Source organism: Verrucomicrobiota bacterium, assembly GCA_034440155.1.
In the GTDB taxonomy this organism is placed as follows: domain Bacteria; phylum Verrucomicrobiota; class Verrucomicrobiia; order JAWXBN01; family JAWXBN01; genus JAWXBN01.
This window is the reverse complement of record JAWXBN010000017.1, coordinates 13124-28805: the sequence shown is the minus strand read 5'-3', so window position 1 is coordinate 28805 and position 15682 is coordinate 13124. Positions and strand designations below refer to the sequence as shown.

General features: G+C 49.8%; 12 protein-coding genes and 1 pseudogene. 6 read left to right on the top strand and 7 right to left on the bottom strand.

Annotated features, from left to right (window positions below; all coding sequences use genetic code 11):
* From SGI98_01835 to SGI98_01825, 3 genes are all read right to left on the bottom strand, one after another.
* Nucleotides 1-545: pyrroline-5-carboxylate reductase (locus SGI98_01835; protein MDZ4742142.1), on the bottom strand; the 545-nt coding region annotated here is incomplete at its 3' end.
* Nucleotides 546-549: 4 nt separating this feature from the next.
* Nucleotides 550-2214, bottom strand: coding sequence for a putative manganese-dependent inorganic diphosphatase (locus SGI98_01830; GenBank protein ID MDZ4742141.1), 1665 nt, complete (start codon nt 2212-2214; stop codon nt 550-552).
* Between the two features lie 71 nt (nt 2215-2285).
* Nucleotides 2286-3446, bottom strand: coding sequence for a response regulator (locus tag SGI98_01825; GenBank protein MDZ4742140.1), 1161 nt, complete (start codon nt 3444-3446; stop codon nt 2286-2288).
* A gap of 115 nt (nt 3447-3561) precedes the next feature.
* On the opposite strand from SGI98_01825, the gene SGI98_01820 reads away from it, so the two are divergent.
* Nucleotides 3562-5076, top strand: coding sequence for a YifB family Mg chelatase-like AAA ATPase (locus SGI98_01820; GenBank protein MDZ4742139.1), 1515 nt, complete (start codon nt 3562-3564; stop codon nt 5074-5076).
* Nucleotides 5077-5147: 71 nt separating this feature from the next.
* Entirely contained in the window at nt 5148-5573 is a 426-nt protein-coding gene (locus SGI98_01815; GenBank protein ID MDZ4742138.1) for an SET domain-containing protein-lysine N-methyltransferase, read from the top strand.
* A gap of 530 nt (nt 5574-6103) precedes the next feature.
* Here SGI98_01815 and SGI98_01810 read toward each other — a convergent pair.
* The 4 genes and pseudogenes from SGI98_01810 to SGI98_01795 form a co-directional block, all read right to left on the bottom strand.
* Nucleotides 6104-6256 (bottom strand): annotated as a pseudogene (locus tag SGI98_01810) (type II toxin-antitoxin system HicA family toxin).
* Between the two features lie 50 nt (nt 6257-6306).
* Entirely contained in the window at nt 6307-6570 is a 264-nt protein-coding gene (locus tag SGI98_01805; protein MDZ4742137.1) for a hypothetical protein, read from the bottom strand.
* A gap of 524 nt (nt 6571-7094) precedes the next feature.
* Nucleotides 7095-7376, bottom strand: coding sequence for a type II toxin-antitoxin system RelE/ParE family toxin (locus SGI98_01800; GenBank protein MDZ4742136.1), 282 nt, complete (start codon nt 7374-7376; stop codon nt 7095-7097).
* Nucleotides 7357-7545 (bottom strand): hypothetical protein, encoded by a 189-nt coding sequence (locus tag SGI98_01795; protein MDZ4742135.1) that lies wholly within the window; start codon nt 7543-7545, stop codon nt 7357-7359. The genes SGI98_01800 and SGI98_01795 overlap by 20 nt, the downstream gene beginning before the upstream one ends.
* 615 nt (nt 7546-8160) lie before the next feature.
* On the opposite strand from SGI98_01795, the gene SGI98_01790 reads away from it, so the two are divergent.
* From SGI98_01790 to SGI98_01775, 4 genes are all read left to right on the top strand, one after another.
* Nucleotides 8161-10704, top strand: a complete 2544-nt coding sequence (locus tag SGI98_01790) for a DNA gyrase subunit B (protein ID MDZ4742134.1) — start codon at nt 8161-8163, stop codon at nt 10702-10704.
* Nucleotides 10705-10769: 65 nt separating this feature from the next.
* On the top strand, nt 10770-13364 hold the full coding sequence (gene gyrA / locus SGI98_01785; protein MDZ4742133.1) for a DNA gyrase subunit A: 2595 nt from the start codon (nt 10770-10772) through the stop codon (nt 13362-13364).
* Between the two features lie 136 nt (nt 13365-13500).
* Entirely contained in the window at nt 13501-14409 is a 909-nt protein-coding gene (locus tag SGI98_01780) for a metallophosphoesterase (protein MDZ4742132.1), read from the top strand.
* A 608-nt stretch (nt 14410-15017) separates the two neighbouring features.
* Nucleotides 15018-15590, top strand: a complete 573-nt coding sequence (locus SGI98_01775; protein MDZ4742131.1) for a dCMP deaminase family protein — start codon at nt 15018-15020, stop codon at nt 15588-15590.
* Nucleotides 15591-15682 lie beyond the last annotated feature (92 nt).

Genomic DNA, 15682 nt, shown 5'->3' with positions numbered 1-15682 from the left:
TCTATGATCAGGTAAATGTAGGCCGGGCCGCTGCCGCTGAGTCCCGTGACGGCGTCCATCATGGATTCCTCGACTTGTTCAGCGATACCGACACTCTGGAAAATCTGCTGAGTAAAAGCAATTTGCTCCGGGGAGACGGATGCGGTAACACAGAATCCCGCAGCGCCGGCACCGACAAGGGCGGGGGTATTTGGCATGACCCGGACACTGTGCGGGCTCAGCTCGGAGAGGCGTGAGAGGCTGATACCGGTGACGATGGAGACGAGGAGTTTCCCGTCTGAGAAGAACTTTTTATTTTCTCCCGCAAAAGAGGCATAATTCTGAGGTTTGATCGCCAGTAGGAGATGGTCGTGTCGCTTGATCAAGGATTGGTTGTCCGCATGCACCGTGATCCCTGTCTGGCGGGCGAAGGGTTCTAATGTGTCCATGGAGACATCGGTGGCACCGATTTCAGAAGGGGCAAATACTTTCTTTTCGAGGAGCCCAAGGATCAAGGCCTGGGCCATGCGTCCACATCCGATAAATCCGATTTTAGCCTGTGTCATATATTTAACCTTCCAGTTTAAACTTGTCGTTATTAAGGCAACGCAAAAGGTAAGGCAGGAGTTGTTTTTTGCGCGAGACCACCCCAGGCATGTCAAAGATGTAATGTTCGGTCTTTTCGTAGTCGATGGTATTAATGAAGTTTTCGCTACCCCGGACGAGGAGGTAGGACGAGTTTGTATTGATATCGGTGACCATTAATGACGAGAAAAGGTAATTATTCTGCCGCGCGTAGTTATCCAGCTCCAGCAGGAGCTCATCCTTTTTCTCGAAGAATTTGGTAAAGCCGAGTTCCTCAACCTGTGACACGCTGAATTTAAATCCGCGGTCGCCGTACTCCTTACAGTCGGAGGTGATGGATTGGGCGGCCGTGCGCACGCTGAGGATGGAGCCTGATGAAAAGAGTTTTTCAGCCAGCGCATCGGCGGAGATGCCGGCGCGGTTACTGAGGTGCTTGAGGATTTCTACGTCACGGGAGGTGGTCGTCGGGGAACGGAGATTTAAGGTGTCGGAGATGAGTCCGCTCATGAGTACCCCGGCGATTTGTGAGGGGATATCGATGTTGTATTTTAAATATTGATCTGCGACAATGGTCGAAGTCGAGCCCCAAGGGATATTCAGGAAAAGGATGGGTTGATTCGTCGCGACGACACCGATTTTATGGTGGTCGATGATTTCTAAGATCGTGGCGTGGTTGGCACCCCGGACGGCTTGGGACATTTCGTTGTGGTCGACCAAGATGATTTGTTTGTCCACCGGCTGGAGGAAGTCGGATTTGGAGAAAATACCGATCATGCGTCCACCCTCGTCGGTCACAGGGAAGACATTCTGGTTTGTATTCGAGGCCTCCGCCCGGCATTGCTCTAAGTCTGCACCGGCACGGAAGGAGAGGAAGTCCTGATCCATCATGTCGTCAATCCCCACTGAGGCGCGGATCAATGTCGATGTCGTCGCGGAATCATGGGGGGTGACGAGGATGCTGACATTTTTTTGTTTAGCCATCTCGATGATGTGTTCGTCGATCTCGAGATTCCCAGTGACGACGATCAGACGGACTTCCTGGCGGATGGCGGCGAATTGGATATCCACACGGTCCCCGACAATGATGACGACTTTGGTCGGATCGTAGGATTTAAATCTCTTGGAGAAAGTCTCAGCCTCCATGGCGGCGATCATGAGGAAAAGGTCTTCCTCCTTGTCTTCATTCACGAGGCAAACCGGTTTTGCTGAAAGGGTTTTGAGGATATTATTCACTGAAGCGCGGACTTTACGGCTGTCCAAGAGGCGCTTTTGTGAAGGCATATAATAATGGGAAAGTTTAAAAACTGAGAGGATGCCTTTGACCTTCATTTCCTTGTCCACGATGGGGAGGGCGCGCAGGTTTTTCTCGTCCATCAGGCTCAAGACCTCAAATGCCGTGGATTCCGGCCCGGCATACTCGACATTGACCTTCATAATATCGGACACATTTGGGCTGATATCCGCGACAAATTGGGGGACCGGTTGCTGGAAATAATTCAGGATAAAGTCAATCCGGGCATTTGTATCCCCGCAACGGGCAGCGACGACATTTTCCATTCCGATACGGCGTTTGAAATCGGCATAACCAATGGCCGAACAAATCGCATCAGCATCGGGGTTACGGTGGCCTATGACTAATATATCATTCATATTTCTTTTATTGAAAGATCGACACAAAACGCAAACCTGTTTTCTGGCAAGGGAAAATTATTCCATCCCTGCTACACTTTAGGCGAGAAGAATTCAGATTTGAGTATATAAGTGAGGACTTTGACCGCCAGCTCCATGGGGATATACGGTTTACCGAGGAGGTCATTCCCACCGGAAAGGACGGATTTGGCCCGGAAATCAAAATCTGACAGGGAGGTCACAAAGATAACGGGGGTGTCGGCGTATGCCGGTTTTTGACGGAGCAGGCGGCACATGTCATCCCCGGACATACCGGGCAGCTCGGCATCAAGCAGGATCAGATCAAAGTGATTAGTGTCCAGGATATCTAAGGCTGTTTCCGCACTTTCGAGAGCGAGATTACTGATATGGATTTTCTCGAGGAATTTACAGGCGAGTTTTGCCGCTATCCGGTCGTCCTCGACGATGAGGACTTTCGGGGAAAAGAGTACCTGATGAATCTGGATTTTCTCGTCGGAAAAAATCATAGAAAGCACATCCACAGCCTGGGCGAGGGTACGGACCGCCGAAGAGCTTACCGCGACAGGTTTTTCATAAAGGGATTTCACAAAGGACTCAATGGCCTCAGACAGACGGCCCACTCGGGAGAATCCGGCACTCCCGGCATTACAAGCCACGGGATGGATGAAATTATAGATGGGAAGGAGGTGCTCTTTATTTCCGCCGCTGCGGGAGAGTTCGCGCACCGTTTTACTGATACGGAGAATGACAGGCGGGATCGACTCCAGGAAAGCTTGCTGGATTTCATGGTCGGTGGATGTGACGGCATATTCCGGACTCGCCGCAGGGTCAGTGGTTTGGGCTGAACGCTCCCGGACCCGGTTAAAAAGGCGGTTGATTTTTTCGATCATCATGGCGGGGGGACAAGTCGATTTGTCGATGATCTCGGTGGCCCCGAGCTCCATGGCCGATTCGATATCCTCAAACATGAGGCTATTAGAAAATACAATCACGGGAGCCCCGATATATTCCGGCACGGCTCGTATGGCCCGCAGGATTTCCAGCCCGTTTACATCTGGCAGCCCTATATCCACAATAAACAGGTCAGCCACATATTCTTCAAAGGCTTTTTGGGCTCCTTCACCGTCACGCTCGACCCGGACATCATATCCCGCTTCAGAAAGTTTACGGGAGTACACACTGCCGATGATTCGGTCGTCGTCGATTAATAGGATTTTTCCGCGTTCACTCATATTTGGATGGTTCTTATATAGTTATCCTGAAAAATCCCTTTGGCAAAAGCTTTTTCCGGTTCTTTTCTACATCGGAGTAGTTGATATATATTTTTTTTGGTTTATGCATCATCCCATGCTTTCAAAAGTCTTTAGTGCTTCCGTCACAGGGGTGGAGGCTGAACAGGTCGAAGTCGAGGTGAATGCCGGATTCGGGGAAAGTGGTATTATCGTCGTTGTCGGCCTGCCTGATGCTGCCGTCAAGGAAAGTAAGGACCGCGTCACGACGGCTATGATCAATAGCGGATTCCGGACCCACCCCGGGCGCACGACCATTAACCTCGCCCCGGCTGATGTCCGTAAGGAAGGCCCGAGCTTTGACCTTCCCATCGCACTGGGCATGCTGGTGGCGACGGAACAACTCAAAATCGGGCATCTGGACCAGTTTTTTGTAGTGGGTGAGCTCGCCCTTGACGGGGGGATCCGTCCGGTCCAAGGAGTCCTATCGATTGTCCTGAAAGCACGAGAACTAGGGATAGCGGGTGTCATCGTGCCCGAGGCTAATGCCCGGGAGGCCGCAGTGGTCAAAGGAATCAATGTTTATCCCGTGGGCAATTTGCGTGAGGCGGCAGCTTTCCTCTCTGGGGAAAAACATCTTGCCCCCGTAGTAGAGGATTTGGAGTTGTTATTTGCCTCGGATGGGGATTATGAAGCGGATTTTAGTGATGTCAAAGGTCAGGAAAGTGTTAAACGCGCATTAGAAATCGCTGTCGCCGGGGGGCATAACCTCCTGATGATCGGGCCACCGGGCACGGGGAAATCGATGTTGGCCAAAAGGATTCCTTCGATCATGCCCCCGATGACTCTCGATGAGGCACTCGAGACCACAAAGATCCACAGTGTCGCCGGACTCCTGAAGCCTGGCCAGGCCATCGTCACCACGCGCCCCTTCCGCTCTAGCCATCATACGATCTCGGATATCGGATTAGTCGGGGGGTCGAGCAATTTGCGCCCAGGCGAGGTGAGCCTTTCACATAACGGCGTGCTTTTCCTCGATGAGTTACCGGAATTCAAACGGCAGACCCTTGAGATCCTGCGTCAACCCCTCGAAGACGGGCGGATCACGATTTCCCGCGCCACAGGGAGCGTGACTTTCCCTTGCCATTTTATGCTGATTGCCGCGATGAATCCCAGCCCGTCCGGGGTAAAGTCTGAGAATCTAGCCGCGCAAAAGCGTTACCTTGATAAAATCTCCCGGCCATTACTCGACCGTTTTGATATCCACTGCGAGGTGCCTGCCGTGAAATACTCAGACATTTCCAGCAAAGCCCCGGGGGAACCTTCCTCCAAAATCCGCGAGAGAGTGATAGCCGCCCGTGATAGACAAAAACTACGTTTTTCCGGGACCAAGACATTTTGTAACGCCCAGATGTCGTCTAAACAACTCCGGGAATACTGCAAATTACACGAGGATGTCGAGGAGCTCCTCAAGATGGCGATGAATGAACTTAATTTCAGTGCCCGCGCCCATGACCGCATCCTGAAAGTCTCACGCACCATCGCCGACCTCGAAGGCAGCTCGGATATTCAATGCGCCCACATCAGCGAGGCTATCCAGTACCGCACCCTCGACCGCACCCTGTGGCAATGAGGCGGTGGGCACGCAAATTGCATTGATAATGCCGGAGGAACTGTGTTTATACACCTGTGCAAATTGCGTTTATGAATCGAAAGCTTAAAGTAAAAAAATCAACCTTGCCCTGCGCGGGGAAGGGGCTCTTTACCGGGACAGATATCGGTAAAGATGAAATGGTCATCGAGTACACTGGGGAGGAAATCGACTGGAAGGAATACCTGGCCCGGGTAGAGAAAGACCAGGACGGTTACCTCTTTTTTATCAATCGCAAGAAATGTATCGACACTTTCCATAGACCCGAATCCCTCGGGCGTTATGCCAATGATGCTAATGGATTCTCCCGGCTAAAAGGGTTCAGAAATAACTGTGTTTATAAGGTGCTCAAAGGTAAAGCGTACATTTACAGCACAAAAAAGATCAAGGCAGGCGAAGAGATATTCGTTGATTATAGTGCAGACTATTGGAAGGCCATGAGGTATAATAAAAAACTCAAAGAAGCCGCCACCGAGTAAAAGTGGGGCCTCGCCAAAAATACTTTTTTTTCCTCTCTCTCTCTCCGGTAAGCCTTATCTGCCCCCTCCCTCCCTTTTCCTCACGATTTCCCCGACGCGGTGGAGAGTTTTGATCCACAGATTTCACCGATTGACACAGATTTTGTGAGGAACGTTTCCGCGTATGCCAAATCGGGTAGAGTGAGGTAAAGAAGTTAACCGTAGATACATGTAGTCTTCAGAAAGGCACACACAGAAGGTTTTAACCACAGATTAACGCAGATGATCACAGATTTTTTTTCGACTGGAGGGCGTGCGCTTCCACGCCGCCGTTTTGACGGACAGGACAGGCAATGGGCGAAGGTTACTCGCAGTAATGAGTCTGTCAGATATTTTGTGCATGGGGTGCAAAATAAAAGGTAGATAGGGAAGATATGAAACGAAAGAAAACTGAAGAAGTAGCGGGCTTAGATGAAGAGATATTGGATCAAGGCTGTTCGGAAGAAGCCAAGGCACGGCACGGAGGCTGATTCCACTGCCTTGTTCGGCTTTTAAAGGTCATTATCGGTAAGATCGACAATTTTCATGAGTGATCGGAGGAGGCCAATCTTCAAAGACTGGTTTCCGTGAATTGGTATTACGATCCTCTCTCTTTTTCCCGCCTTGGTGCAGATGTGGTGACTTCCTTTTATGCGGTTCAAAACCCATCCTTTTTTCTAGATGGTTTTTGCCAGTTCTTTTCCTGAAATCTGCTTCAAATGGCAAGCCCCAGAATCCTATCTTCTAAGTTTTGCGGTGTCTCTGGCTCACCAGATTCAATCCATAATTCCACTGCCTCATCGTTCGGCGAACCGAAGGTGAAGACGAAGCAGAGCGGAAAGTAGATAACGGCAACTTTTCCCGACTGAGTGCAATAACGCACTATCAGCGTCGTATCATCTGCTATCGTCACTGGGGTCGGGGCGCGAGCATCAGGCTGAGGCCACTCGGGTAATACGACTGCACGTTCTTTGCTCATCTTTATTTTACCTAATATGTATTAGACAGAAATAATTCTGCCTATCCAGAAGGGGGAGATGGGTTGTTGATTGGTGATAGGGAGTTGACCTAAATTCAAGCATATTCGGTGATGAGAGTTAATTTTGGAAAACGGGGAAGAAAAACACAGATACATGCAGCCTTCCGACAGACACACACAGAAGGTTTTAACCACAGATGGACGCAGATTGTCACAGATTATGTGGGGAATGTGTCCGCGTATGCCAAATCGGGTAGAGTGAGGTGAGAAAGTCAACCTCGGAGCAATTTGCGCGGACTGATTTTCTCTGATTGGAGGGGGTGTTCTTCCGCGCCGCCGCGATTGCCGGACAGGGCGGGCAATGGGTTCAGGTTGCTCGTAGCAATTTGCCCTGAAAAATCCTCAAATCTCAGCTTTGCACCACTCTATCGGGTCATTGTCACGCGCAAGAGGATTTTATATCCACTTTTTCCAGTACAGATCACCGATGAACCCTTAAACTCAGCGCGAAGTGGCTTTGTGTGTCAGCGACTGGTTCGGCTTAAATTTTCGTAAACATTTTTCCGGTGACCAACCCTGATAACTTCGATGATGAGCCGTCCTGAATGAACGTCATAAAGTATGCGGTAGTCTCCGACCCGAATCCTGTAGCTTCGTTCGCTTCCCGAGAGCTTGATGTGAGCAGGAGGAAATGGGTCTTCCGCAAGGCGCTCAGCCGCAGAGATAATCTTGGGAATATCGGCTGGAGTAATTCTGCGTAAATCCTTCTTTGTGGATCGCCGCCATTCAAGCCGGTATGAGGCCATCTTTTTTTAACTCTTGTAGAAGTTCTTCATGAGAAATTGTTGGTTCATCCCGTCGTTCAGCGATCGCTGCTAAATCCTGGAGATCCTCAATCAGTCTTTCATACTCATCGATTGGCAACAATACAGCTGTGCGATTGCCAGTGTTGTCAGTTAAAAATTGAGCATTCATCTACCTAATACTGGCATCAAACACTTAAATTGTCGAGATATGTTCTTTTTTGCCGAATGCGGAATGGGGGCATTTGACTCCGAACGCAGCAAGCTCGCCAAGGGGGGATGATCTATCCACAGATACATGCAGCCTTCCGACAGACACACACAGAAGGTTTTAACCACAGATGGACGCAGATTGTCACAGATTATGTGGGGAGAGTGCCCGCGTACGCCAAATCGGGTAGAGTGAGGTGAGAAAGTCAACCTCGGAGCAATTTGCGCGGTTACGGGTGTAGCAGAATAAAAATGGGGAACCGAGGCCGCTTTTTAATCTTTTGATCGCGGCCACGGCGATCACGTATCATTTGACTTTGGAGACATGTCACTTAAGAGATTTTGCAGGGATTGAAGGTCTTGCGTGTGAAGAGTGGTCGGTTGAATAGGGGGAGGTTCTTTTAGTGTCTCTTTTTACATCTATTTACTTAAAAAAACACCACTAATAAGGAGTGAGGTGTCTCGGGGCCACAACTAATTGCTAATTGTATAGGGGCAACAATTTGCTATTGCGGGGTTAAGGGTTTTTCATTAGAACATTTTCCAACAAAAAACTTCACGAAAAAGATAATTCATTATGGCTGAAAAGACTGACGCAGTAATTGACGAAACGGTATCAAGCAATAAAAAAATCGAAGGCTCATACGATGCGGATAAGCTAGGCCAGCTCAAGGGGTTGGAGGCAGTCCGGAAAAAACCCGGGATGTACATCGGCGGGACAGATGAGAGAGCCCTTCACCACTGCGTTTCAGAAGTTTTAGATAATTCCATTGACGAGCACCTCGCTGGACACGGTTCCCTTGTCGAGGTGACAGTCCACGTGGACGGTTCCATCTCCATCCGCGACTTTGGTCGTGGTATCCCAGTGGATGTCAATAAGGATAGTGGATTACCCGGGGTCGAGCTGGTCCTGACGACACTGCACTCAGGGGGTAAATATGGACAGGGCGGTTATAAATTCACCGGGGGAACCCACGGGGTCGGTGCAAAATGCGTGAATGCCGTTTCCGAGTGGTTCGAGGTCGAGGTCTCCCGTGACGGAAAAGTTTATCACATGGGTTTTGAACGCGGGATAACCATGAAAAAACTCGAGGTAATCGGAAAATCGAAAAATACGGGGACCCTGATTACATTCATGCCGGATACGGAGATTTTCCGTGAAACAACTGTTTTTAAATCTGAGATCGTGACCAAACGCCTCAGGGAACTTGCTTTCCTGAATAAGGGCTTAGAAATCGTCTATTTGGACGAGCGCGAAGGCGGCGGTGAAGCCCAGACATTTTTCTTTAAGGACGGCGTTGTGGAATTCGTCAAGCAGCTCAACGAAAGCAAAGTCGCCCTGTATCCAAAGCCGATTGTCATTCGTAAGGAGTCCAAGACCCTGAATTCCGAAAAGGAAGTCGAAATCCATTTCGAAGGAGTGATCCAATATAACGATAGTTATAATGAACAGGTGCTTTGTTTCACGAATACAATTCATAATCCCGACGGGGGCACCCACCTTTCTGGATTCCGCACAGCGTTGACACGTTCGATTAACCAATACGCAAAGTCTAATAATCTGATCAAAGAAAAAGACCCGAGTATATCTGGCGATGATGTCCGCGAAGGACTCACGGCTGTCATCTCGATCTTGCATAGTGATCCCAAATTCGAATCCCAGACAAAGGTCAAACTCCTTTCCCCCGAGGTGGAGAGTGTCGTGACTACATCGACCTATGAAGGGTTAATGAGCTTTTTCGATGAGAATCCCCCGATTGCCAAAAAGATCATCGAGAAATCCCTCACCGCTGCGCGTGCCCGCGAGGCCGCCCGGAAAGCCCGTGAGGCTGTCCGTAAGACGGCGATGAGTGGAGGAGGCCTCCCCGGTAAACTCGCCGACTGCTCCGACCGTAGTCCCGAGAATTGCGAGCTCTACATTGTCGAAGGTGACTCCGCCGGTGGCTCAGCTAAACAAGGTCGCGACCGCCGTTATCAGGCGATCCTCCCGATCAAGGGGAAAATCCTTAATGTCGAAAAAGCGCGCCTGGATAAAGTCCTCCAGAATGACGAAATCCGCACGATGATAACGGCTATCGGTACCGGAATCGGTGATGGTGAAGGAGAGGGGGCCTTTGACATCAGCCGGCTTCGTTACCATAAGATTATTATCATGACCGATGCCGACGTGGACGGTTCACACATCCGCACATTATTGCTGACATTTTTCTATCGTCAGATGCCTCAGCTAGTGGCGAAGGGATTTGTCTATGCGGCGCAACCCCCTCTTTATTATATCAAACGCAAAAAGCGTGAGGAATATGTCGATGACGATGCGAAGCTCAATAAAATCCTGATCCAGCTCGGTGTGGAGGAAATCCGCCTGAAAAATATGGCTGATGGAAAAGAAATCCCCGCCAAACAAGTCGAAGAAATGCTGGTCCTCCTAGAGACACTGGATAAATACAGCCGTGCAATCGGCCGTCACGGCGGTGACTTTGAGTCTTATCTAAATGCCCGTGACCACAAGACCAATGATTTGCCGAAACATTTGCTGCGTATCCGTGAGGGCAATGATGAGACGGTTCATTATTTCCTTTCAGATGAAACACTCGCGCAATTTGCTTTGGACAATCCTGACCTGAGCATTTCTGCACGTCCGGCCTCAGACGAGGAAGAAAAACAAGAGAAAGCCGAAAAAGGTGCGATCAGCCGCCGGTGTATCCATGTCGCATTGACGGAAAGTAAGGCGATCAAGGATCTCTTAGAGAAACTCTCCAAAAAAGGTCTAGAGCTTGACCATTACTCCGCCCAGGACAAGCCTCTCTTTGAAGTCACAGAAGGCACCGGTGAAAAAGAAAAAGTTCACCCGATCTTCTCCATACCGGGTATCCTCGAAAAAATCATGGAAATCGGTCGCCAAGGAGTCCAGATCAAACGATTCAAAGGTCTCGGAGAAATGAATCCGAAAGAGCTTTTTAGCACAACGATGGATCCAGTGAAACGCAAATTGCTCAGGATCAATATTAATGATCAGACACACGCAGATGAGATGTTCACGAAGCTCATGGGCGATGTCGTCGAGCCTCGCCGCCAATTCATCCAGGACAATGCATTGAATGTCCGAAATCTGGATGCTTAAAAAAAGCCCTAAAAATGGAAGATTGATTGAATTGAAAGATTAAGAAAGAAACTACAAAAATTATTATGGCCGAAGAATCCCTATTTACACGTAATGAAAGAATCGAACCGATTAATATCACCGATGAGATCAAGCAGTCATTCCTCGACTACTCCATGTCGGTGATTGTGTCCCGCGCACTGCCTGATGTGCGCGACGGGATGAAGCCTTCCCAGCGCCGCATTCTCTACGCCATGCGCCAGCTCGGCCTCCAGCCGAACCGTAAGCACCTTAAATGCGCGAAGATCGTCGGTGAAACCATGGGTAATTACCATCCTCATGGTGATCAGGCCATCTATCCGACATTAGTGCACATGGCCCAGCCGTGGAGCATGCGCGAGATGCTCGTGGACGGACAGGGGAATTTCGGTTCGGTCGAAGGAGACCCCCCCGCGGCCATGCGTTACACAGAGGCCCGTTTGACCCACCTCGGTGCGGTGATGATGGAGGATCTCGATAAAGATACAGTGGATTTCCAGCCAAATTACGACGAGACCCAGACTGAGCCCACGGTTTTGCCCTCGGCATTCCCAAATCTCCTCGTTAATGGTGGTGTCGGGATCGCTGTCGGCATGGCGACGAATCTGCCCCCTCATAACCTCGGTGAAGTCATCGACGGGATTTGTACTCAGATCGATGATCCTCAAATCAAAATCGAGAAACTTAATAAAATCATCAAAGGCCCGGATTTCCCCACGGGATGTTCGATTATCGGGTTCCAAGGGATTAAAGATTATTTCTCCACAGGCCGTGGCAGCATGAAAGTCCGTGGCACCGTCGGCCTCGAAGAGGTTAAAGGCGGCAAGGAACGGATCGTGATTACCGAAATCCCCTATGGATTAAACCGTGCCACACTCGTGGAACGAATCGCCGGGCTGGTCAACGAAAAGGTGCTGACCGACATCTCGGCCATCCGTGATGAGTCCGATGAAAACACCCGCGTGGTCGTCGAGCTTAAACGTGATGCTATCGCCAAAGTCGTGATTAATAATCTTTATAAACACACCTCGCTGGCGACTTCATTCAGTACCCACATGCTGGCTATCGACCATGGCAAGCCAAAGACACTCAATGTCAAAGAAATGATTGCTTGTTATATCGAGCACCGCCGCGAAGTCATCGTTCGCCGCACCCGGTATGAGCTGCGGCATGCAGAGGCCCGTGCAGAAACCCTCGAGGCTTTTTTGATTGCTTTGTCTAACCTTGATGAATTTATCAAGATCATCAGGAGCTCCAAAAGCCGTGATGAGGCCCGCACGAAATTGCTCGGGTTCGACTTTACCCGTGCCCAAGTCGAGAATATCGGTATCATGATCAGGAGTGAAGCGCGTTTGACTAATGGTCGTTACGGTTTTAGTGAAGCTCAGGCTGATGCTGTTCTGGAACTGCGCCTCTACCAACTCACCGGACTTGAAGGTGAAAAGATCAAGGGTGAGTATGATGAATTAGTCAAGACGATCGCCGATCTCTTGGATATTTTGGCCAAAGAATCCCGTGTTTTGACCATCATTAAGGATGAGCTCAAAGCCATCCGCGACAAACATGCGACCCCGCGCCGTACGCAAATCGTGCCTGATGAAGGGGAAATGGCTATCGAAGACCTGATCCCGAATGAAGGGGTGATCATTACCTTGACCCATAATGGTCTGATCAAACGGACCAATGTATCCAGTTACCGCGCCCAAAAACGGGGTGGTAAAGGCGTGATCGGAATGACCACAAAAGAAGGGGAGACCGAACAAGATAGCGACTTCGTCGAGCATCTCTTTACGGCCTCCACACACGATTATTTGATGTTCTTTACAAATACCGGACGTGTCTATGTGGAGCGTGTCCATGAGATCCCCGATATGGGCCGCGCATCCAAAGGCCGTAGTATCGCCAATCTCCTCCAGCTCAAAGAAGGTGAAAAAGTCGCTGCACTCATCCGTATCTTGTCGAAGAAAAATGGACAAAATGAAGATGTGACTTGGGAACAAACCGGGCAGATTTTCTTTGCCACACAAAAGGGTACTGTCAAGAAAACCGAACTCTCGGCTTTCCGTAACGTTAATAAGAATGGCATCATCGCCATCGGCATCGATGAAGGTGACGCCTTGATCGAGGTCCGCCAGACCACTGGTCATGATGAGATCGTCCTGATCACCCGTGAGGGAATGAGTATTCGTTTCCATGAAGAAGACGTCCGCTCCATGGGCCGTTCAGCTGCCGGCGTCAGGGGTATTTCCCTCGAAAATACCGACGCGGTGGTCGCATTAGCCCTCGTTGTCACTGACGCCACCCTGCTTGTCGCAGGAGAAAATGGTATCGGTAAACGCACGGACTTTGAAGAATATCGCAAACAATCCCGTGGCGGAAAAGGAATCATCACGATGAAAACTACTGAAAAAACCGGTGGTGTCGTCGGAGCCCTGACTGTCCGTGACGAAGACGAGATTATGCTCATCACTGTCGGTGGACAAATGGTCCGTACCCCGGTCAAGGATATCCGCGAGGCCGGTCGTAACACCATGGGTGTCAAACTCGTCAATCTCGATAACGAGGATAAACTCCAAGCGATCGCTCCGGTCATCTCTGAAAGAGAGGAAGAAGACGCAGAGACGGTTATTCCTATCGAATAAAGGGTGTCCCACATAAAAATAAAATAAAGAGAGTTTTTAACCAGCCCCATTGGCCCAAACCAATGGGGCTTTTCTTTAGGTCTGATCGTTTGCAGGGGAGAAAAAAACTTTCCATGGCATTTTGTGTTTATACTCCATGACTGAAAAAACTGCTCCTGCGTCAAAGGGATTCCCGCGCAGGCATTTCCTCAAGCTTTGCCTTGGGACAGCCGGTGTTTTTACTTTAGGGAGTGCCTACACGTTAGGAGTAGAACCCACCTTGGTGGAGGTGACCCGGCAAAGTTTAAAGATCGTGGGGTTGCCCAAAGCTTTTAATGGCATGAGGCTTGCGCACATTACCGACCTGCACAGGAGTCATTTGGTTTCACTGGATTATCTGTATGATTGTGTCGCAAAGGTAAATAGCCTCCACGCGGATTTACTTTTGGTGACCGGGGATTATATTACCGGACGCCAGAATGTTTCCGGATTAAAAAGGAAGCTTTACGGCAAAGGGGTCGAGGTTGAGGAGTTCATGAGTGAATGTGCGGGGGCTATTGGCCGGGCAAAAACCCGTTACGGCACCTTTGCTTCATTAGGGAACCATGACCACTGGTTTAATGGTGATTATGTCACCCGTTCACTCACCGAAGAAGGGGTCACTGTTTTACGAAACAAAAATACGCTTATCGAGGAGTCTGGACAAACGTTGGAGATTGTGGGTTTAGGTGATCTCTGGACCGAAAAGCTCGATTTTCAAAAGGCTTTCTCGGGGACACAGGGGGCATTTCAGATTGTCCTGATGCATAACCCGGATACCTTCGAAAAGTGGGACCGTCCCGGCAGTCACATGATTCTTTCCGGACATACACACGGGGGACAGGTGAATATTCCTTTTTTCGGCGCCCCCATCGTTCCTTCTAAGTACGGGAATAAATATGCCCAAGGCCTTTTCCAAAAGGGTAATACCCGGATGTATGTGAATCGGGGACTTGGATCGATTGCCCCGCCGGTCCGTTTTAACTGCCGCCCGGAAATCGCCTTGATTGAGCTTGGCTGTGCGTGAATCTTTTTAAATATGAAAATTGTTATCTTAGGTAATTCGGGTTTCGGAAAATCAACACTCGCAAAACGTTTGTCCTCTGAAGGGCATGGGAAAGTGCTGGACCTAGATACCGTCGCATGAGTGCCGGGGAAAATCACGGTTGCGCGCCCGGCAGGGGAGGGGATTACTGATATCCGAGCATTTTGCGCGGGGTCCGATTCATGGGTTATAGAAGGTTGTTATGCCGGACTAATCGCAGCGGCATTTGAGTACAGGCCTCTGTTCCTTTTTCTTGATCCGGGGTTGGAAAAGTGTCTTATCAATTGCCGGGCACGCCCGTGGGAATCCCCTAAGTAATCGTCAAAGGAGGAACAGGATTTAAAGCTGGGATTCCTTCTCTCGTGGGTAACCGAATATTACTCTCGCGTACGGGGGATATGTCATGGGCAGCCCACAAAAGCCTCTATACCGCGTATGACGGCCCGAAAGAGTGGCTGATCCGGCTCCCGGAAAAAAAAGTTTCCGATCATCCCAACCTTGACCCGAAGGGGACCATTAAACCATGTTCGTTTGATTTTATTTCTTTCTTTTCCCTGGCGTTGTTTCCCTGTTCAATCCTGTGAATCATTATGTCTAAAGACCAATACGGAAGACCCGACCACGATGAGTATTTTATGGGAATCGCCATGGCGGTACGCAAACGCGCAAATTGCGTGGGGAGCCGCGTGGGGGCAATCGTAGTTTTGGATAAAAGGATTGTGTCCACAGGTTACAACGGTACCCCGGTAGGAATGGAGAATTGCCTAGATGGAGGGTGTGAAAGGTGCTCGAACCGTGAGAAGTATCCTGCGGGAAAAGGTTACGACTTGTGTATCTGTGTCCATGCCGAGCAAAATGCCCTGTTGGCGGGGGCGCGGTTTGGGATTTCAGTGGCCGGGGGGGCTGTTTATACGACGATGCAGCCGTGTTTCGGTTGCTCCAAAGAAATGCTCCAGGCCGGAATTATTAAAATTTATTACCTGCACGAATGGAAGTATCCCGATCCCGATCAGGAAATACAGTATGCGAAAATCGCCGCCCAATTCAAAGGTGGGATGATCCGCCTCGATATGGAAGATCCCGACCGTGACTGGGCTGTATCGAAACGTAGGCAAGGACTCGCTGTCGCCCTTTCCGATGACACCGGCCACAGCCAAGCCTAAAAAAAGATTTAGTCAGGATCGGTGGATGAATTTCTTTTTCCCTCAGTTTGATTTCAAGCTCTTTCCCCGGATGTTAGCAATTGCCTGTGTGG